Here is a 19,253-nt window from a genome sequence, read left to right as displayed (position 1 = left end):
ACTGTGCGCGCGAAGGGCGCGAGTGGTCAGCGCTCGTCGGTGCCGGCGGCGCGGAGCTCGGCGTCGCGCTCGTGGTAGCCCTCGGCGATGGCCTGGCCGAACGCCCTGGCCTTGGCGTCGACCGACTCGAAGAACTTGCGGCCCTCGGCCGTCTGGTTCACCTGGTGGGCCACGACGAATCCCGCCGCGATGCCCGCGACGAACCACAGCACGCTCTTCACCGATTGCTCCTCTGGTCGAACTCTGTCCGAGGGACCGCGGCCCCTGACGCTTCCGTCCAGTCTAGGCGAGCCGAAGGCCCGCCCGCCGGGACGACGGAGGGGCCGCGGGCGAACCCGCGACCCCTCCGGCCTGCACGCGACGCTGGGTCAGCGCGCGGCGTAGTACTCGACGACGAGCTGCACGTCACAGGTGACGGGGACCTCGGCGCGCTTGGGGCGGCGGACGAGGGTCGCCTCCAGCTTGTCGATCTGGACCTCGAGGTAGCCCGGGGTCTTGGGGAGCACGTCGACGTGACCGCCGGCAGCGGCGACCTGGAACGGCTCGGTGCCCTCGGAGCGCTGCTTGACGCCGATGTGCTGGCCCGGCTTCACGCGGAACGAGGGACGGTCGACGATCTTGCCGTCGACGAGGATGTGGCGGTGCACCACGAACTGACGGGCCTGCGCGATGGTGCGGGCGAAGCCGGCGCGCAGCACGAGGGCGTCGAGACGCATCTCGAGCAGCTCGACGAGGTTCTCACCGGTCTGGCCGTCGATGCGCTTCGCCTCGTTGTAGGCGATGCGGAGCTGCTTCTCGCGGATGCCGTACTGGGCGCGGAGGCGCTGCTTCTCGCGGAGACGGACGGCGTAGTCGCTGTCGGCCTTGCGCTTGGTGCGGCCGTGCTCACCCGGAGCGTAGGGGCGCTTCTCGAGGATGCGCGCGGCCTTCGGGGTCAGGGCGACGCCGAGTGCGCGCGAGAGGCGGGTCTTGCTACGTGCACGATTCGACACGAATGGTCCTTTCGGAGGTTCTGAAACGGGGTTCCGGCGCGCGACAGCGCGCTGGAAAGCTCTAGTCAGAGGGATTCACCATGGGCCGACCGGCTACAGGTCGCGCCGCTTCGCCGTCGGAGATCGCGCAGCCGCACGCGAAAACCTGGCTTCAGGCCATCAGCAATCGTAGCACGGGGCTCAGTCCTCGCCGCGCACGATGCGGCGGAGCTTGGCGAGCCTCGCCGAGAGCTCGCGCTCGTGCCCGTGCTCCGTCGGCTCGTAGTACCGTGCGCCCCGCAGGGTGTCGGGCAGGTACTGCTGGGGCACCACGCCGATCTCGGCGTCGTGCGGGTAGCGGTAGCCCTTGCCGTGCCCCAGGCGCTTCGCCCCGGCGTAGTGCGCGTCGCGCAGGTGCTTCGGCACCCGGCCCGCCTTGCCGGCCCGGACGTCGGCGATCGCCTGGTTGATGCCGAGGTAGGAGGCGTTCGACTTGGGTGCCGTCGCGAGATGCACGACGGCTTGGGCGAGCGGGATGCGGCCTTCCGGCATGCCGATGAGGGCGACCGCGTCGGCCGCGGCGACGGCGACGCCGAGCGCCGTCGGGTCGGCCATGCCGATGTCTTCGGACGCGAGCACGATGATGCGCCGGGCGATGAACCGCGGGTCCTCGCCCGCTTCGATCATGCGCGCCAGGTAGTGCAGCGCGGCATCGACGTCGCTCCCCCGCACCGACTTGATGAAGGCGCTGATGACGTCGTAGTGCTCGTCGCCGTTGCGGTCGTAGCGCAGCAGCGCCCGGTCGACGGCGCGCGCGACCGTCTCGGCCGTGATCGTCGGCTTCGCCGGGGCGGAGGCGGAGGCATCCGCATCGTCGGCGGGCGCCGGCGCGTCGGCCGAGGGCTCAGCATCTGCGCTCGAATCCGAGTCGTCGCCCGGGGCATCCGCCTCGCCGGACGACGCGTCGGCCGCGGTGTCCGCCTCGGCCTGCGCAGCGGCGAACTCGCCGATCGCGGAGTTCGCAGCGGCCTCGAGCGCCGTGAGCGCGCGGCGCGCGTCGCCGGAGGCGAGGCGGACGATCGCCTCGCGCGCCTCCGGTTCGAGCACGAACGCGTCGGCGAGCCCGCGCGGGTCGGTCGCGGCGCGGTCGACGAGCGTGCCGAGATCGTCGTCGCTCAGCAGCTCGAGCGTGAGCAGCAGCGACCGGGACAGCAGCGGCGAGATGACCGAGAAGGACGGGTTCTCGGTGGTCGCGGCGACGAGGATGACCCAGCCGTTCTCGACGCCGGGCAGCAGCGCGTCCTGCTGAGCTTTCGTGAAGCGATGGATCTCGTCGAGGAAGAGGACCGTCGAGAGCCCGTAGAGATCGCGGCTCGACTGCGCCTCTTCCATCACCTGACGGACGTCGCGGACCCCGGCCGTGACCGCGGAGAGCTCGACGAAGCGTCGGCCGGAACTGCGCGCGATCGCCTGGGCCAGCGTCGTCTTGCCGGTGCCCGGCGGCCCCCAGAGGATCACCGAGACGGACCCGCTCGTGCCCGTCCGGTCGCTTGCGAGCGCCACCAGCGGCGAGCCCGGGCTCAGCAGATGACGCTGGCCGGCGACCTCGTCGAGGCTCGTCGGCCGCATGCGCACCGCCAAGGGAGTCGCGCCGGAGCGCAGCCCCGTACCGGTGTCCACCATGCCCTCCAGCGTAGCGACGCCCGCCGACACGGCGTCCCGCAGCGACGCGGTGATTGGCACGGTGCGCGGGGCTTGCGTAGAGTCGGCTCGCAGGAGTCCCGAGAAGGAGCAGCGTGGCATCGAACGACCGTCAGGCGCGCGAAGAGCGCGCGAGGCTTCGCACCTACCAGGCACGGCAAGAGGTCCACACGCGCAAGCAGCGCCGGAGGACCCGCGACAACGTCATCGCCGTGCTCGCGCTCGTCGTGGTGCTCGTGCTCGCCACGGCCGCGCAGCTGTTCTACTTCAGCGGCGGCCCCGGCGCCCCGGAGCCGGCGCCGAGCGAGTCCCCCGCGGCCAGCGAGCCCGCCGGCGCGAACGAGGGCGACGTGCCGTCGGCCGAGCTCGCCGAGGGGCGCACCTGGACGGGAACGCTCACCCTGAACGGCATCCCGCTCGGCGTCGAGCTTGACGGGGCGGCCGCGCCGCAGGCCGTGTCCTCCGAGATCAACCTCGCGCAGGCGGGCTTCTACGACGGCGTCAGCTGCCACCGACTCACCACCTCCGGACTGTTCGTCCTGCAGTGCGGCGACCCGAACGGCGACGGCACCGGCGGGCCCGGCTACAGCTACGGCCCGGTCGAGAACGCGCCGGCCGACAACGTGTACCCGGCGGGGACGATCGCCATGGCGCGCCAGACGGGGAACGGCTACAGCCAGGGCAGCCAGTTCTTCCTGGTCTACGAGGACACGACGCTGCCGACCGACGCCGCGGGCGGCTACACCGTGCTCGGCACCGTGACGAGCGGGCTCGACGAGCTGCGCGCCGCGGTGATCGACGCGGGGACGGCCGACGGCGGCGGGGACGGCGCTCCCGCCGTGCCGGTCACGATCGACTCCTTCACGCTGCAGTGAGCCGGCGGCGCGCTCCGGAGCGCGCCGTCGCGACCGGCACCGCGCGCCGGAGGTGCAATAGGCTTGATGTCGCACCGCCGCCGTCAGGCGGCATCTACCGACCTACGACAGGGTGAGGCCGTGACCGAATCAGATCAGCAACCGTGGGGCCGCGTCGACGAGACGGGCACGGTCTTCGTTCGGACCGCCGACGGCGAACGGGCCGTGGGCGAGTACCCCGACGGCACCGCTGAGGAGGCCCTCGCCTACTTCGAGCGCAAGTACGCCGACCTCGCCGGCGCGGTCGGGCTGCTCGAGCAGCGCGTCCGCCGCGGCGCCCCCGCGGCCGACGTGGCCAAGGCGGTCGCCGCCCTGCAGGAGTCCGTGGCCGACGCCCGGGCCGTGGGCGACCTCGACGCGCTCCGCACGCGGCTCGACGCCCTCTCGGGCACCACCCAGGAGCTGAACGAGCAGCAGCAGGCCGAGGCCAAGGCGCAGCTCGCAGAGGCCATCGCCGAGCGCACCGCCATCGCCGAGGCCGCCGAGGCGCTCGCCGCCCAGGACCCCGCCAAGACGCAGTGGAAGCAGACGTCCGCCGAGCTCGACGCCCTGTTCGCCCGCTGGCAGCAGCACCAGCAGAACGGCCCGCGCCTGCCGAAGAACGAGGCGAACGAGCTCTGGAAGCGCTTCCGTACGGCCCGCTCGACGATCGAGTCGCACCGCAAGGCGTTCTTCGCCCAGCTCGACAGCGCCCACCGCGAGGTGCGGGCGCGCAAGCAGCAGCTCATCGAGCGCGCCGAAGCCCTGGCCCCGCGCGGCGCCGACGCCGTCGGCGACTACCGCGCCCTCCTCGACGACTGGAAGGCGGCCGGCCGCGCCGGCAAGAAGGTCGACGACGCGCTCTGGGCGAAGTTCAAGGCGGCGGGCGACGTGCTCTTCCACGCGAAGGCCGAGATCGACGCGCGCGACGACGCCGAGTACCGCGAGAACCTCGAGCAGAAGCTCGAGCTCATCACGGAGGCCGAGCAGCTCCTGAGCGAGAAGGACCCGAAGCGCGCCCGACCGGCGCTCAACGCGATCCAGCTGCGATGGGACGAGATCGGCCGGGTCCCCCGCGACCAGGTCCGGGTCATCGAGGATCGCCTGCGCAAGGTCGAGACGCACGTGCGCCAGCTCGAGGACGAGCGCTGGCAGCGCGAGGACCCCGAGAAGAAGGCACGCTCCGAGGGCATGCTCGGCCAGCTGCAGGATGCCATCGCGAAGCTCGAGGCCGAGCTGCAGGCCGCGGAGGCCGCCGGCGACGCGAAGGCGATCGCCGCTGCGCGCGAGGCGCTCGAGGCGCGCCAGGCCTGGCTCAAGGCCGTCGGCGGCTGAACTCGGGTCCACCGACCGTCATCGGCCGGGTCGTTCTCCACAGAACGCCCCGGCCGTCGCCGTTCCGGCTCCTCCACCGGGCAGACTCGCCGCATGCCTCGCCTCCCCGACGTCCTCGACACCACGGAGTTCTCGCTGGCGGAGCTCTGCGCCGCACGGATCGACGGCGAGCTCGTCCCGGTGGTCGACCGGTGGGTGGCGATCGACGCCCCCGACGTCCCCGCCGTGCGGGCGCGGGCGCTCGGCGGCGCGCCGGGCGGGCCGGCGATCGCCGGCTGGTCGGCGGCGTGGGTGCACGGCGCGACGCCGGTGCCGCCGGTGGTCGCGGAGTTCTGCGTCCCGCACGGCGCTCGCGTCGCCCGCTCGCGGGATCCCCGCCGGCTCGTCCGCGAGGTGGCGATCACCGCGGCCGACCACACGATGGTCGGAGGATGCCGCTGCACCTCCCTCGAGCGCACGGCGTTCGATCTGCTGCGCGATCCGAGGTACGACGATCGGCGGCTCGCGCCGGTCCTCGCCGAGCTCGTTCGCTCGGACCCCGAGCTGCCCGCACGCCTCCGCGCGCGCTTCGCGCCCGAGCGCAGAGTCCCCCATCGCCGACTCGCCCTGATCAGGCTGAGCGGACTGCCGTACTGACGCCGGGGTTCAGCCGTCGCTCACGCGGTAGACGTCGTACACCGCGTCGATGCGCCGCACCGCGTTGAGCACCCGGTCGAGGTGCGTGGTGTCGCCCATCTCGAACACGAAGCGGCTGAGGGCGAGCCGGTCGGTCGAGGTCGTGACGTTGGCCGACAGAATGTTCACGTGGTGCTCCGAGAGCACACGAGTGACGTCCGAGAGCAGACCGGCTCGGTCGAGCGCCTCGATCTGGATCTGCACGAGGAAGACGCTCTTCGAGCTCGGCGCCCACTCGACGTCGATCATGCGCTCGGGCTCGCGCAGCAGCGACTGCACGTTGTGGCAGCTCGCCTGGTGCACCGAGACGCCGGCGCCCCTCGTCACGAAGCCCACGATCTCGTCGCCCGGCACCGGCGTGCAGCAGCGGGCCAGCTTCACGAGGATGTCGGGCGCACCGCGCACGAGCACGCCGGAGTCGCTGTTTCGCGGCAGCGGGCGGGACCGCACGGGGATCGCGAGCTCGGGCTCGTCACCGCCCTCGACGTCGCGCACCAGGGCGACGACCTTCTCGAGCACCGATTGCGTCGAGACGTGCCCTTCGCCGACGGCGGCGTAGAGCGCGGAGACGTTCTCGTAGCGCAGCTGCGCGGCGACCTCGGCGAACGACTCCTGGCTCATCAGCTTCTGCAGCGGCAGGTTCTGCTTGCGCATGGCGCGGGCGATGGCATCGCGCCCCTGCTCGATCGCCTCGTCGCGCCGTTCCTTCGTGAACCACTGCCGGATCTTGTTCCGCGCTCGCGCGGACTTCACGAAGTTCAGCCAGTCCTGGCTCGGACCGGAATCGGGGTTCTTCGAGGTGAACACCTCGACGACGTCGCCGCTCGAGAGCTCGCTCTCGAGCGGCACCAGCCGGCCGTTGACCTTCGCGCCCATCGTGCGGTGGCCGACCTCGGTGTGCACGGCGTAGGCGAAGTCGATCGGGGTCGCGCCGGCCGGCAGGCCGACGACCCTCCCCTTCGGGGTGAAGACGTAGACCTCCTTCGCACCGATCTCGAAGCGCAGCGAGTCGAGGAACTCCCCCGGGTCGGCGGTCTCGGCCTGCCAGTCGGAGATGTGCGCGAGCCACGCCATGTCGGTGCTGCTCTGCTTCTCGTCGACGCGGCCGCTCGTCATCCGCTCCTTGTACTTCCAGTGCGCCGCGACGCCGTACTCCGCGCGCTGGTGCATGTCGTGGGTGCGGATCTGGATCTCGACCGCCCGGCCCTTCGGACCGATCACGGTCGTGTGCAGCGATTGGTAGAGGTTGAACTTCGGCGTCGCGATGTAGTCCTTGAACCGGCCGGGGACCGGCGTCCACCTGGCGTGGATCGCGCCGAGCACCGCGTAGCAGTCGCGCACCGAGTTCACGAGCACGCGGATGCCGACGAGGTCGTAGATCTCGTCGAAGTCGCGCCCCCGCACGATCATCTTCTGGTAGATCGAGTAGTACTGCTTCGGGCGGCCCATGACCTTGCCGCGGATCTTCGCAGCCTTGAGGTCGTCGTTCACGAGGTCGATGACGTTCTGGACGAACTCCTCGCGCTGCGGAGTGCGCTGCTTCACGAGGCTCTCGATTTCGGCGTAGAGCTTCGGATACAGCACCGCGAAGGAGAGGTCCTCGAGCTCCCACTTGATCGTCTGGATGCCGAGGCGATGCGCGAGCGGCGCATAGATCTCGAGCGTCTCGGTCGCCTTGCGCGTCGCCGACGCGGCGGGGACGAAGCCCCAGGTGCGGGCGTTGTGCAGGCGGTCGGCGAGCTTGATGATGAGCACCCGGATGTCCTTGGACATCGCGACGATCATCTTGCGCACCGTCTCGGCCTGCGTCGAGTCGCCGTACTTGACCTTGTCGAGCTTCGTGACGCCGTCGACGAGCATCGCGATCTCGTCGCCGAAGTCGGCACGCACCTGATCGAGCGTGTACGCCGTGTCCTCGACGGTGTCGTGCAGCAGCGCCGCGGCGACCGTCTTCGAGCCGATCCCCAGGTCGGCGAGGATCTGCGCGACCGCGACCGGGTGCGTGATGTAGGGCTCGCCGCTCTTGCGCTTCTGACCCTCGTGCGCCCGCTCGGCGACCTGGTACGCGCGCTCGACGAGTGCGAGGTCGGCCTTCGGGTGGTGCATGCGCACCGTGCGGATGAGCGTCTCGACCGCACCGGAGGGCTGGGCCTTGGAGAAGATCCTCGGCACGAGGCGGCGCAGCGACGCCGTGGAGTTCACTCCAGTCTCGGTCATCTCAGCACCTCCAGGGTTCCATTCCTACCACTGTCGGAGCCCCCTGGAGCCCGCACGGCGGCCCGGGCTACGCTTCGACGGCGACCGACGCCCCCGCCCGCTCGCGCTCCTTGAGCACCTTCTGGTCGTGGCGCTTGATCGTCGGCTCCCCCTCGCGCAGCTGCGAGTACATCGGCGCCGCGATGAACACGGTCGACCAGGTGCCGACCAGGATGCCGATGAGCAGAGACAGCGAGATGTCGCGCAGCGTGTCGGCGCCGAGGACGCCGGCACCGATGAAGAGGATCGCCGCGACCGGCAGCGCCGCGATGACGCTCGTGTTGATCGACCGCACCAGCGTCTGGTTGACGGCGAGGTTGACCGACTCGGCGAAGGTGCGCCGCGATTCATCCCCGTCGTCCGCGGTGTTCTCACGGATCTTGTCGAACACCACGACGGTGTCGTAGAGCGAGTAGCTGAGGATCGTCAGCACGCCGATCATCGCGGCCGGGGAGATCTCGAAGCCGACGGCGGCGTAGACGCCGACCGTGACGATGAGGTCGCCGATGAGCGCGAGGATCGCGGCGAGCGACATCTTCCACGTGCGGAAGTAGATCGCCATGATGATGCCCGCGAGCAGCAGGAACGCGATGAGGCCGACGATGGCCTGCCGGGTCACGTCTGCACCCCAGCTCGGTCCGATGAAGCTCGAGGTGACCTCGCTCACCGGCACGTCGTACGCCTCGGCCAGCGCGGCCGAGACGTCGTGCGAGTCCTGCTGCGAGAGCTGGTCGGTCTGCACGCGCACACCGCTGTCGCCGACGATGGTGACCTTCGCGGCGGCCTCCGGCACGACGCTCGCGACGGCCTCGGTCGCCGGCTCCGGCGTGGCGTTCTGCACGTTCGTGATCTGGAACTGCGAGCCGCCCAGGAACTCGATGCTGAAGTTCACGCCGCGCACGAGCGGGACGACGATCGACAGGATGACGAGCACCGCCGCGATCACGTACCACTTGCGTCGTCCGCCGACGAAGTTGAACGAGCGCTTGCCCGTGTAGAGATCGTTGCCGAAGGTGGTGAGACGGCTGGCCATCAGGACTCCTTGCCTTCGCTCGTCGAGCTGAGCTGTTCGGCGGCCTTGCGCTCCGCGATCGTCTGGCGGCGCTGCGCCTCCTTCGCGCTCGACGCGGCCTTCTTGGCGGGCACCGAGGACGGCTTGCGGAACTCCGCGCGGCCCCGGTAGACGGCGCCGAGCGCGTTCGGGTCGAGGCCCGACCACGGGTTGCCGCCGGAGAAGAACCGGGTCTGCGCGAGCAGCTGCAGCATCGGGTGCGTGAACAGGATGACGATCACGACGTCGATGATGGTCGTGAGGCCGAGCGTGTAGGCGAAGCCCTTGACGCTGCCGACCGCGAGGATGAAGAGCACGATCGCCGCGAGCAGGTTCACGCCCTTCGAGGCGAGCACCGTGCGGAAGGCGCGCTTCCAGCCCGCCTCGACGGCGCCGACCAGTGGTCTGCCGTCGCGCAGCTCGTCTCTCACGCGTTCGAAGTAGATGATGAACGAGTCGGCCGTGAAGCCGATCGCCACGATCACACCCGCGATGCCCGCGAGCGAGAGGCGGTAGCCCTCGCGCCAGGACAGGATCGTCAGCATCAGATAGGTGATGATGCCCGCGATGATGAGCGAGGCCACGGTCACCGAGGCGAGCGCGCGGTACTGGAAGATGCTGTAGAGCACGACCAGGATGAGGCCGATGAGGCCCGCGATGAGGCCGTTCTGCAGCTGCTGCGTGCCGAGCGTGGGCGAGATCGTCTCGGACGACTGCACCGTGAAGCTGATCGGCAGTGCGCCGAACTTCAGCTGGTCGGCGAGCGCCTTCGAGGTCTCCTGAGTGAAGGAACCGGTGATCTGCGGGCGGCCGTCGGTGATGACGCCGTTCATGGAGGGCGCCGAGATGACGGCGCCGTCGAGCACGAAGGCGAACTGGTCGCGCGGGGTCTGCCCCTTGAGCCCGTAGAGGCGCGTCGAGACATCGGCGAACGCCTTGGTGCCCTCGTCGTCGAAGACGAGGTTCACCGCCCACTGGCCGGTCGAGGCGCCGTTCTGCGTCGTCACGACGCCGTTCGTGGCGTCGACGATGTTCGCGCCGCTCACCTCGACGGGGCCGAGGATGTACTTGGCCGTGCGGCTCGCGTCGCAGGTGACGAGAGGCTCGTCGGCCGGCGCCACGTTGGCGTCGGGGTCGTCGAGGCTCGAGCACTGAAAGGAGTCGAACTCGTTCTGCAGCGCCGGGGTGATCCACGAGGGGTCGCTCGGGTCGGTGGGCTCGACGGTTGGCGTGGCCTCGAGCTCAGCGTCGTCGGTCGGCGCCGGCGACTCGCTGGGGCTGATCGACTGATCGGTCGCGGCGCTCGCGAGGAGCACGGGGCGGAGCTCGAGCTTCGCCGACTGCTCGATGCGGTTGCGCGTCTGCTCGTCGAGCTCACCCGGGATGCGAACGACGACGTTCGAGCCCTCGGTGTTGATCTCGGGCTCGGCGACGCCCGAGGCGTCGACGCGCTGACGGATGATCGACACCGCCTGGTCGAGCTGCTCCTGGGAGGCGGTCTGCCCGGACTCGAGCTTGGGCTCGAGGATGATCTGCGTGCCGCCCTCGAGGTCGAGCGCGAGCTTCGGCGTCCACGACCCGCCGCCCCAGATCACGCCGGCGGCGTTGATCGCGAACAGACCGACGATGATCACGCCGAGCCAGCTCAGCGACCGCCAGGCCTTGCGAACGGGGGTCGGCCGTGATGACCGCTTCGGTGCTGCAGCCACGTGCTCTGCTTTCTCTGCGTCGGCCCGCGCACGAGTGCGCGGGCCGAGCCAGTGGGAACGGGTTTAGTCCTCGGACTTCTTCGGCGACTCGTCGCCCTTGGGCGCCTCGTCGGCCGCCTTCGGCGTCTCGTCAGCCGCATCGTCGATGCGCTCGCCGAACTCCGGCTCGCCGTCGATCGACTCGATCGCCGGGGCGTCGGCGCCTTCGGCAGGCTCGATCACGCGGGCGATGGTCTGACGGTGCAGGGTGAGCACGGTGCCAGGGCTCACCTCGAGCTCGGCGCGGTTCTCCTCGTCGTCGATCGAGACGACCGTGCCGAAGACGCCGAAGTTCGTCATCACCTTCGCGCCCGGCTGCACCTTCGACTGCAGCTCGCGTGCCTCGGCCTGGCGCTTCCGCGAGTTGCGGAACATGAAGAAGATCAGCACCGCGAGGACGGCGAGCATGATGAGAGTCAGCGGATCGAAGGGCATGAGCTGGGAAACCTTCCGGTGCGCGCGACGGCGCGCGAAGTCAGAGACAAGGGGGCCGAAGCCTCCTTGGATTATAGGTCATCGATGGGGAGTGCCTGCTCGACGCCCGGCGCGTGCTCTGCGAGCCCGAAGTGCCGCCACGCGGCGGGGGCCGCGACTCGGCCCCGCGGAGTGCGCGTGATGAGCCCGATGCGCACGAGGAACGGCTCGACGACGGCCTCGATGGTCTCGGACTCCTCGCCGACCGAGACGGCCAGGGTGTTGAGCCCCACCGGCCCCCCGCCGAAGCGCTCGAGCAGGATCGTCATGACCGCGCGGTCGAGCCGATCGAGGCCGAGCGCGTCGACGTCGTAGAGCTCGAGGGCGGCGCGCACCGCCTCGAGATCGGCGCGCGCGCCGGCGCCGCCGGAGTGCACGAGCGCGTAGTCCCGGACTCGGCGGAGCAGGCGGTTGGCGATGCGCGGCGTGCCGCGGCAGCGACCGGCGATCTCGGCCAGCGCCTCGCCGTCGATGTCGAGCCCGAGCATGCGCGCGGCCCGCTCGAGCACCTGCTCGAGCTCGCCCCGGTCGTAGAACTCGAGGTGCGCCGTGAACCCGAAGCGGTCGCGCAGCGGGTTCGGCAGCAGGCCGGCGCGCGTCGTGGCGCCGACGAGCGTGAACGGCGCGAGATCGAGCGGCACGGAGGTGGCGCCGGCGCCCTTGCCGACCATGATGTCGATGCGGAAGTCCTCCATCGCGAGGTACAGCATCTCTTCGGCCGAGCGCGCCATGCGGTGGATCTCGTCGATGAAGAGCACCTCGCCCGGCACCAGGGAGCTGAGGATGGCGGCGAGATCTCCCGCGTGCTGGATGGCCGGCCCGCTCGACATGCGGAGCGGTCGGCCGCCCTCGTGGGCGACGATCATCGCGAGCGTCGTCTTGCCGAGCCCCGGCGGGCCCGCCAGCAGGATGTGGTCGGGGGTGCGCTGCTGCAGCTGGGCGGCCGTGAGGAGCAGCTGGAGCTGCCCGCGCACCTTGCTCTGCCCGACGAACTCCTGCAGGCTCTTCGGGCGCAGCGCGCCCTCGAACGCGAGCTCGGCCTCCGAGGCGAGCTCGGGGTCGGTGAGGTCGAGATCGTCGTGGTTCATCGCGCTCGACCGCCCTGCTGCGCCGGCCCGAGCCGCGCGAGCGTCAGCCGGAGCAGCGTCGGCACGGAGGCGGCGTCGGCCTCGCTCACGGCGAGGATCGTCTCGTCGAGCGCCTCGGCGGCGACCTTCTCGGACCAGCCGAGCCCGGTGAGGGCGGCGAGCACGCTGTCGCCGATGCTGCCGCTCGCGACGGGTGCGCTCGTGGCGCGGGCGGCCGGCGCGGCCAGCTTGCCCGTGAGGGACACGACGATGAGCTTCGCCGTCTTCGGGCCGATGCCGCTGACCTTGCGGAAGGCCGCGTCGTCTTCGCGGTGCACCGCGGCGGCGACCTCGTCGGGCGAGAGCACCGAGAGCACGCCGAGCGCGGACTTCGGCCCGACGCCGTTCACGCCGACGAGCAGTTCGAAGACCTCGAGCTCGTCGCGCGTGCCGAAGCCGAAGACGGTCAGCGAGTCCTCGCGGACGATGAGCACCGTGTGCACGGAGAGCTCGTCGCCCACGCGGCTGGCGAGCACGAGCGCCGGGGTGGTGTTGACTTGGAAGCCGACGCCGCCGACGTCGATGACGAGGGTGCTGCCGGCGGCGACGAGCACGCGCCCGCGGAGGGAGGAGATCACTCCTTCACCCTACGGGCCGCCCCCGACACCGCCGCGGAGCGCTCCGCGGCGAGCCACGCCCGCTGCGCCGGGGTGAGGCCCGAGGCGTCCTGCTCACCGCTGCGCCCGGTCGAGGCGTCCCGGATCGCCGCACCGGCGACCCCGCCGGTGCGCCAGGCGTGGCAGATCGCGAGGGCGAGGGCGTCCGCGGCGTCCGCCGGCTTCGGCACCTCCTCGAGCCCCAGGATGCGCGCGACCATCGCGCCCACCTGCTTCTTGTCGGCGCGCCCGTACCCCGTGATCGCGGCCTTCACCTCGGAGGGGGTGTGCAGCGCGACCGGCAGCTCCCGCCTGGCCGCGATGAGCATCGAGACGCCGGAGATCTGCGCGGTGCCCATGATCGTCGAGACGTCGGAGCGGGCGAAGACCCGCTCGAGGGCGACGGCCTGCGGCCGGTGCTCCTCGAAGATCGCCTCGAGGCCGTCCGCGATGCGGGCGAGCCGCCGTTCGATGGGGGCGTCGGTGGGCGAGCGCAGCACGACGACGTCGACGAGCCGGGCGCGCCGGTTCGGCTCGACGTCGACGACGCCGACGCCGCAGCGGGTGAGCCCGGGGTCGATGCCGAGCACCCGCATCGCGATCGCCCTACTCCGCCTCGAGCTCGGCCTGCACCTCGGCGGTGAGGTCGAAGTTGCTGTAGACGTTCTGCACGTCGTCGCTGTCTTCGAGCGCGTCGATCAGGCGGAAGACCTTGCGCGCCGTGTCGGCGTCGATCTCGACCTTGAGGTTCGGCACGAACTCGATGTCGGCCGACTCGTAGTCGAGGCCGGCCTCCTGCAGGGCCTTGCGCACCTCGACCATGTCGGACGGGTCGGTGATGACCTCGAAGCCGTCGGCGTGCGGCTCGATCTCCTCGGCTCCCGCCTCGAGCGCCGCCATCATGACGTCGTCCTCGGTCGTGCCCTCACCCGTGACGACGATGACGCCCTTGCGGGTGAAGTTGTAGGCGACCGAACCCGGGTCGGCGAGCGTGCCGCCGTTGCGGCTGAGCCCGGTGCGCACCTCGGCGGCGGCACGGTTCTTGTTGTCGGTGAGCACCTCGACCATGAGGGCGACGCCGGAGGGGCCGTAGGCCTCGTACGTGATGCTCTGGTACTCGACGGCCTCGCCGCCGATGCCGGCGCCGCGCTTGATCGCCCGGTCGATGTTGTCGTTCGGCACCGAGGTCTTCTTGGCCTTCTGCACGGCGTCGTACAGGGTGGGGTTGCCGTTCAGGTCGGCGCCGCCCAGCTTCGCGGCGACCTCGATGTTCTTGATGAGCTTGGCGAAGGACTTCGCGCGACGCGCGTCGATGACGGCCTTCTTGTGCTTCGTCGTGGCCCACTTGGAATGCCCGGACATGCTGCTCCTGGATCGATTGCCCGGCGGGGGCGCCCGCCGGTCTCCCATTCTACGGCAGCGCCGCCGCGGGGCCCGGGAAGCGCGCGCCTACTTCAGCAGCTTCTGCAGCGTGCGCAGGTTGCGGTTCGTCGTCGTCGGCTTGAAGCGCGCTTTGGCGACCAGCTTGGAGAAGGCGCTGTCGATGCCGACCGCGCGACGGCAGTGCCAGTAGACGACCTGCTCCCCCGGCGCGATCGTCTCGTCGGCGGGATCGAGCGAGGGCGCGGCCTCGAGCAGTTCGGCGAGCGGCGCCGGGTCGGAGGCGAACAGCACGTACGGATGCCACCCCTCGCGCTCGGCGTCGAAGGGGAACGCCTCGACGATCTGCTCGAGGCGCTCCCGGGAGCAGAGCACGATCCAGGCCTCGTAGCCGAAGCGATCGGACAGCCCGGCCTCGATCGCCGCCTTCAGCCGCCGCTCGGCCGCGGCGCCCTGCGCCTCGGCCTCGAACGCGACGTTGCCGCTCGCGAGCACCGTGCGGACCCCCTCGAAGCCGAGCGAGCCGAAGAGCTCGCGGAGCTCGGCCGATCGGATCGTGATGCCACCGACGTTCACCCCGCGCAGCAGCGCGATCCAGCTCCCCATGACGGCGACGCTACCGCGCCCCGACCATCCCGAGGAAGTACTCGTGGAAGCGGTGCTCCCCCGTGATCTCCGGGTGGAAGCTCGTGCCGAGCAGGGCTCCCTGGCGCACCGCGACGACACGGCCGTCGGCCAGCGCGGCGAGCGGCGTCGCCCGCGGTCCGAGCGATTCGACGACCGGGCCGCGGATGAAGGCCGCATGCACCGGCGGCTCGCCGAGCTCCGGCACCGCGAGTTCGGTCTCGAAGGACTGGTTCTGCGAGCCGAAGGCGTTGCGCCGCACGACGATGTCGAGCCCGCCGAAGGAGCGCTGGCCGGGACTCGCATCGAGCACGGTGTCGGCGAGCATGATGAGCCCCGCGCAGGTGCCGTAGACCGGCATCCCGCCGCCGATCGCGGCGATCAGCGGCTCGGCGAGCCCGAAGGTGCGCGCGAGCTTGTCGATGACGCTCGACTCGCCGCCCGGGATCACGAGGCCGTCGATCTCGGCGAGCTCCGCCGGCCGACGGACGAGCGTCACCCGGGCGCCGAGGACGGCGAGCACACGGGCGTGCTCGCGGAAGTCGCCCTGGAGGGCGAGGACGCCGACGCGGGGGCCGGTCGCGCCGGCCCCCGCGTCGAGCGACTCCTCGCGGAGGGTGGTCGTCACCAGCCGCGCTCGGCGAGCCGGTGCGGGGCCGGCAGGTCGCCGACGTTGATGCCGACCATCGCCTCGCCGAGCCCGCGCGACACGTCCGCGATCACCGAGGCGTCGTCGTAGAAGGTCGTGGCCTTGACGATGGCGGCGGCGCGCTGCTCGGGGTTGCCGGACTTGAAGATGCCGGAGCCGACGAACACGCCGTCCGCGCCGAGCTGCATCATCATGGCCGCGTCGGCCGGGGTGGCCACGCCGCCCGCGGTGAAGAGCACGACGGGCAGCTTGCCGGTCTCGGCGACCTCGAGCACGAGCTCGTAGGGCGCCTGCAGCTCCTTGGCCGCGACGTAGAGCTCGTCGCGGGTCATCGACTTCAGCGCGTTGACCTCGCTCGTGATCTTGCGGATGTGCTTGGTCGCCTCGGACACGTCGCCGGTGCCGGCCTCGCCCTTCGAGCGGATCATCGCCGCGCCCTCGTTGATCCGGCGGAGGGCCTCGCCGAGATTCGTGGCGCCGCAGACGAAGGGCACGGTGAACTGCCACTTGTCGATGTGGTTGACGTAGTCGGCGGGCGAGAGCACCTCCGACTCGTCGATGTAGTCGACGTCGAGGGCCTGCAGCACCTGGGCCTCAACGAAGTGGCCGATGCGCGCCTTCGCCATGACCGGGATCGAGACCTCGGCGATGATCGCCTCGATGAGGTCGGGGTCGCTCATGCGGGCGACGCCGCCCTGCGCGCGGATGTCGGCGGGCACGCGCTCGAGCGCCATCACGGCGACGGCGCCGGCGTCCTCGGCGATGCGCGCCTGCTCCGGGGTGACGACGTCCATGATGACGCCGCCCTTCAGCATCTCGGCGAGGCCGCGCTTCACGCGGCTCGAGCCCGTCTCGGGTACCGTCACAGGGAATCCTCTCGATCGAGCGCGAGCCCATGCCGCGCTTCGAAACAGACCAACGGAATCATTGTCCTAGGCCAAAATGTAGCATGGTCGTGGACGCGAGGAAGGACCATGACGTGATCGCCGAGATCGAAGGGCGTTCGGCCGCCGAGATCGCCGACAGCCTGCGTGCGCTCATCGAGCGCGGGCGGCTCCGCCCCGGCGACGCACTGCCCCCGGTCCGCACCCTCGCCGAACAGCTCGGGGTGAACCGCAACACCGCCGTCGCCGCCTATCGGCAGCTCGGCGCCTCCGGGCTCGTCGTCACCCGGGGACGCGCAGGCACCAGGGTCGCCGGCGCCGCGCCGGTCGCGCAGGAGGGCTTCGCGGCCGACACCGCGCTCCGCGACATCGGCACGGGCAATCCGGATGCCGCCCGCATCCCCGACCCTTCGCGCGCGCTGCTCGGCATCGCGCGCCGCCCCGTGCTCTACGGCGAGCCGGTCATCGACCCGGGCCTCGAGCAGTGGGCCGCCGAGTGGATGCACCACGACCTGCCGGCCGGACTCCCCCTGCGGCTCACCGTGACCTCGGGAGCCGGCGACGCCGTCGAACGGCTGCTCGCCCAGGCGCTCACCCGCGACGACGCCGTCGCGCTCGAAGACCCGTGCTTCCTGACCAGCATCCACACTGTCCGCATCGGCGGGTACCGTCCGGTGGCCGTGCCGGTCGACGAGCAGGGCATGACCGTCGCAGGTCTCCGCGCCGCGCTCGAGCAGGGGGTCCGGGCCGTCATCTGCACGCCGCGGGCGCAGAACCCGACCGGGGCGAGCCTCAGCGCCGAGCGCGCCGCCGAGCTCCGGGCGGTGCTCGCGGAACACCCCTACGTGCTCGTGATCGAGGACGACCACTACTCGCTGCTCTCGCAGCGGCCGTTCCACTCCCTGATCGGGCCGGAGCACCGGCGCTGGGCGCTCGTCCGCTCGGTGTCGAAGTTCCTGGGCCCCGACATGTGCCTCGCCGTCACGGCCTCCGACCCGGAGACGGCCGAGCGCCTCGCCATGCGGCTCACGCCCGGCACGACCTGGGTGAGCCACCTGCTCCAGCGGCTCGTGCACGCGCTCGCCATCGACCCGGAGGTCGCCGCGGGCATCCGCGCGGCAGGCGCGCACTACGCCGCGCGGAACCGCACGTTCGCGGAGCTGCTCACGGCGCAGGGCCTGCCCACCGAGCCCGGCGACGGGCTGAACGTCTGGGTCGCCCTCGGCGCACCGGCGCGGGCGGTCGTCGAGCAGCTGATGCGACGCGGCTGGCTCGCCCGGCCCGGCGACGAGTTCGCCCTCGCGGGCGGTGCGCCGCCCGAGCGGCTGCGCCTCACGGTGCACGAGCTCGACGACGAGGAGCTTCGCCGGCTCGCCTCGGATCTCGCGGCCTCGGTCCGGGCGGCACGCGAGGCGAGCGGCGCCGCGGAACCGGTCCGGCTCGCCGAGGTGGGATGATCGTCCGATGAAGATCCTCTCGATCCAGTCGGCGGTGGCCTACGGTCACGTGGGCAACTCCGCCGCCGTCTTCCCCCTGCAGCGCATCGGCGTCGAGGTGCTCCCCGTCTACACGGTGAACTTCTCGAACCACACCGGCTACGGCGCCTGGCGCGGACCGCTCATCGCACCCGACGAGGTCCGAGAGGTCATCGCCGGCATCGAGGACCGCGGGGTGCTCCCCCAGATCGACGTCGTGCTCTCCGGCTACCAGGGCGGCGAGGGCATCGCCGACGTCATCCTCGAGGCCGTCGCGAAGGTGAAGGCGGCGAACCCCTCCGCCATCTACTCCTGCGACCCCGTGATGGGCAACGCGAAGTCGGGCTGCTTCGTCGCCCCCGCCATCCCGGTGCTGCTGCGCGACCGCGTCGTGCCGGCGGCCGACCTGATCACGCCGAACCAGTTCGAGCTCGGCTTCCTCACCGACACGGAGCCCGACACGCTCGAATCGACCCTCGACGCCGTCGACCGCATCCGCGCCACGGGTCCGCGCACGGTCCTCGTGACGAGCGTCGAGCGCCCCGACCGCGAGCCGGGGACGATCGAGATGCTCGCCGTCGACGACCGCGGCGCCTGGATCGTGCAGACCCCGCTGCTGCCGCTCAAGGCGAACGGCTCGGGCGACGTCACCGCCGCCCTCTTCACCGCGCACTACCGCGCCGCCGGCGACGCCGCCGACGCGCTGGCCCGCACCACCTCGAGCGTCTTCGGCCTCCTCGAGCGCACGCACCGCTCGGGCGAGCGGGAGCTCCAGCTCGTCGAGTCGCAGGAGGACTACGCGAACCCCGCCATGCAGTTCTCGGTGCGCCAGGTGCGCTGAGCCGCCACGACGACGGATGCCCCGGCCGGGTCGACCCGGCCGGGGCATCCGTGTCTCCGGGCGAGGCCTCAGCGCGCGAGCGAGACGCCGAGCGTCGCGAGCACGCCGAAGACGACGCCCCAGAGCACGATCGAGACGATCTGCCAGAAGATGACGGCGTTACGACTCGCGCCGAAGGAGACCATGGCCGCGGAGGTGAGCTGACTCGGCAGCATGGTCTGCCCGACGATGCTCACGCCCGCGACGCCGTACTTGTCGAAGGCCCGGCGCAGCTTCTCCCGGCGCGGCGACTCCTCGCTCGCCTCCTTCCCGGCGACGACCTTGGAGCGCACGCCGTGCGCGGTCAGCACGAAGATGAGCATCGACACCACGTTGCCGATCACCGCGACGCCGATGGCGACGGCCGGGGGCAGCCCGATCAGCACGCCGACGACCGAACCGAAGTAGGACTCCACGAACGGCACCGCCGCGACGAGCATCACCCCGAGCCACTGGAGGTAGGTGGGCAGGGAGCCGGCGAAGTCCTGGAGCGCGTCGATCATGTCGGGGCCTTTCGAGTGCGGGTCGCCATCG

20 protein-coding genes are annotated in these 19,253 nt (G+C 71.3%); 5 read left to right on the top strand and 15 right to left on the bottom strand.

Annotated features, from left to right (window positions below; translation table 11 throughout):
* Nucleotides 1-26: 26 nt before the first annotated feature.
* From MTP13_RS13465 to MTP13_RS13455, 3 genes are all read right to left on the bottom strand, one after another.
* Entirely contained in the window at nucleotides 27-221 is a 195-nt protein-coding gene (locus MTP13_RS13465; RefSeq protein WP_189084896.1) for a hypothetical protein, read from the bottom strand.
* 147 nt (nucleotides 222-368) lie between these two features.
* Nucleotides 369-992, bottom strand: coding sequence for a 30S ribosomal protein S4 (gene rpsD / locus MTP13_RS13460; RefSeq protein WP_189084895.1), 624 nt, complete (start codon nucleotides 990-992; stop codon nucleotides 369-371).
* Nucleotides 993-1,172: 180 nt separating this feature from the next.
* Complete coding sequence (locus tag MTP13_RS13455; RefSeq protein ID WP_243568234.1) at nucleotides 1,173-2,654, bottom strand: replication-associated recombination protein A; 1,482 nt, start codon at nucleotides 2,652-2,654, stop codon at nucleotides 1,173-1,175.
* A gap of 113 nt (nucleotides 2,655-2,767) precedes the next feature.
* Between MTP13_RS13455 and MTP13_RS13450 the strand changes: the two genes are divergently transcribed.
* From MTP13_RS13450 to MTP13_RS13440, 3 genes are all read left to right on the top strand, one after another.
* Nucleotides 2,768-3,547: a peptidylprolyl isomerase gene (locus MTP13_RS13450; RefSeq protein ID WP_243568233.1), complete on the top strand. Its 780-nt coding sequence runs from the start codon at nucleotides 2,768-2,770 to the stop codon at nucleotides 3,545-3,547.
* A 120-nt stretch (nucleotides 3,548-3,667) separates the two neighbouring features.
* Complete coding sequence (locus MTP13_RS13445) at nucleotides 3,668-4,900, top strand: DUF349 domain-containing protein (RefSeq protein WP_243568232.1); 1,233 nt, start codon at nucleotides 3,668-3,670, stop codon at nucleotides 4,898-4,900.
* A 93-nt stretch (nucleotides 4,901-4,993) separates the two neighbouring features.
* Nucleotides 4,994-5,536 (top strand): hypothetical protein, encoded by a 543-nt coding sequence (locus MTP13_RS13440; RefSeq protein ID WP_243568231.1) that lies wholly within the window; start codon nucleotides 4,994-4,996, stop codon nucleotides 5,534-5,536.
* A 9-nt stretch (nucleotides 5,537-5,545) separates the two neighbouring features.
* Here the strand turns inward: MTP13_RS13440 and MTP13_RS13435 are convergent, their stop codons facing one another.
* The 11 genes from MTP13_RS13435 to pdxS all read right to left on the bottom strand — a co-directional run bounded on the left by MTP13_RS13435 (nucleotide 5,546) and on the right by pdxS (nucleotide 16,346).
* Nucleotides 5,546-7,792: a RelA/SpoT family protein gene (locus MTP13_RS13435; protein WP_243568230.1), complete on the bottom strand. Its 2,247-nt coding sequence runs from the start codon at nucleotides 7,790-7,792 to the stop codon at nucleotides 5,546-5,548.
* Between the two features lie 67 nt (nucleotides 7,793-7,859).
* Nucleotides 7,860-8,864 (bottom strand): protein translocase subunit SecF, encoded by a 1,005-nt coding sequence (gene secF, locus MTP13_RS13430; protein ID WP_243568229.1) that lies wholly within the window; start codon nucleotides 8,862-8,864, stop codon nucleotides 7,860-7,862.
* Nucleotides 8,864-10,591 (bottom strand): protein translocase subunit SecD, encoded by a 1,728-nt coding sequence (gene secD / locus MTP13_RS13425; protein WP_243568228.1) that lies wholly within the window; start codon nucleotides 10,589-10,591, stop codon nucleotides 8,864-8,866. Before secD ends, secF begins: the two co-directional genes overlap by 1 nt.
* A 63-nt stretch (nucleotides 10,592-10,654) precedes the next feature.
* Nucleotides 10,655-11,065: a preprotein translocase subunit YajC gene (gene yajC, locus MTP13_RS13420; RefSeq protein WP_189084888.1), complete on the bottom strand. Its 411-nt coding sequence runs from the start codon at nucleotides 11,063-11,065 to the stop codon at nucleotides 10,655-10,657.
* Between the two features lie 71 nt (nucleotides 11,066-11,136).
* Nucleotides 11,137-12,192 (bottom strand): Holliday junction branch migration DNA helicase RuvB, encoded by a 1,056-nt coding sequence (gene ruvB, locus MTP13_RS13415; RefSeq protein ID WP_243568227.1) that lies wholly within the window; start codon nucleotides 12,190-12,192, stop codon nucleotides 11,137-11,139.
* Nucleotides 12,189-12,809, bottom strand: coding sequence for a Holliday junction branch migration protein RuvA (ruvA, locus tag MTP13_RS13410; protein WP_243568226.1), 621 nt, complete (start codon nucleotides 12,807-12,809; stop codon nucleotides 12,189-12,191). Before ruvA ends, ruvB begins: the two co-directional genes overlap by 4 nt.
* Nucleotides 12,806-13,423, bottom strand: a complete 618-nt coding sequence (gene ruvC, locus MTP13_RS13405; RefSeq protein WP_243568225.1) for a crossover junction endodeoxyribonuclease RuvC — start codon at nucleotides 13,421-13,423, stop codon at nucleotides 12,806-12,808. Before ruvC ends, ruvA begins: the two co-directional genes overlap by 4 nt.
* 10 nt (nucleotides 13,424-13,433) lie before the next feature.
* Nucleotides 13,434-14,189, bottom strand: coding sequence for a YebC/PmpR family DNA-binding transcriptional regulator (locus MTP13_RS13400; RefSeq protein WP_243568224.1), 756 nt, complete (start codon nucleotides 14,187-14,189; stop codon nucleotides 13,434-13,436).
* Between the two features lie 87 nt (nucleotides 14,190-14,276).
* A complete protein-coding gene (locus tag MTP13_RS13395; RefSeq protein ID WP_243568223.1) occupies nucleotides 14,277-14,813 on the bottom strand; it encodes a DUF1697 domain-containing protein in 537 nt (178 codons plus the stop codon).
* Nucleotides 14,814-14,823: 10 nt separating this feature from the next.
* Complete coding sequence (gene pdxT / locus MTP13_RS13390) at nucleotides 14,824-15,459, bottom strand: pyridoxal 5'-phosphate synthase glutaminase subunit PdxT (protein ID WP_243568222.1); 636 nt, start codon at nucleotides 15,457-15,459, stop codon at nucleotides 14,824-14,826.
* A complete protein-coding gene (pdxS, locus tag MTP13_RS13385) occupies nucleotides 15,456-16,346 on the bottom strand; it encodes a pyridoxal 5'-phosphate synthase lyase subunit PdxS (RefSeq protein WP_279399732.1) in 891 nt (296 codons plus the stop codon). Before pdxS ends, pdxT begins: the two co-directional genes overlap by 4 nt.
* An 83-nt stretch (nucleotides 16,347-16,429) precedes the next feature.
* On the opposite strand from pdxS, the gene MTP13_RS13380 reads away from it, so the two are divergent.
* Nucleotides 16,430-17,821, top strand: a complete 1,392-nt coding sequence (locus MTP13_RS13380) for an aminotransferase class I/II-fold pyridoxal phosphate-dependent enzyme (protein ID WP_243568221.1) — start codon at nucleotides 16,430-16,432, stop codon at nucleotides 17,819-17,821.
* A 7-nt stretch (nucleotides 17,822-17,828) separates the two neighbouring features.
* Nucleotides 17,829-18,680 (top strand): pyridoxal kinase PdxY, encoded by an 852-nt coding sequence (gene pdxY / locus MTP13_RS13375; RefSeq protein WP_243568220.1) that lies wholly within the window; start codon nucleotides 17,829-17,831, stop codon nucleotides 18,678-18,680.
* A 68-nt stretch (nucleotides 18,681-18,748) separates the two neighbouring features.
* Here the strand turns inward: pdxY and MTP13_RS13370 are convergent, their stop codons facing one another.
* Nucleotides 18,749-19,222 carry a hypothetical protein gene (locus MTP13_RS13370; protein ID WP_243568219.1) on the bottom strand — a complete coding sequence of 158 codons (474 nt, stop codon included), beginning with the start codon at nucleotides 19,220-19,222 and terminating at the stop codon, nucleotides 18,749-18,751.
* Nucleotides 19,223-19,253: the final 31 nt, after the last annotated feature.

The organism is Agromyces soli, assembly GCF_022811605.1.
GTDB classification, from domain to species: Bacteria; Actinomycetota; Actinomycetes; order Actinomycetales; family Microbacteriaceae; genus Agromyces; species Agromyces soli.
The sequence above is the reverse complement of the archived record's forward strand: the minus strand, read 5'-3'. Positions and strand labels throughout refer to the sequence as shown.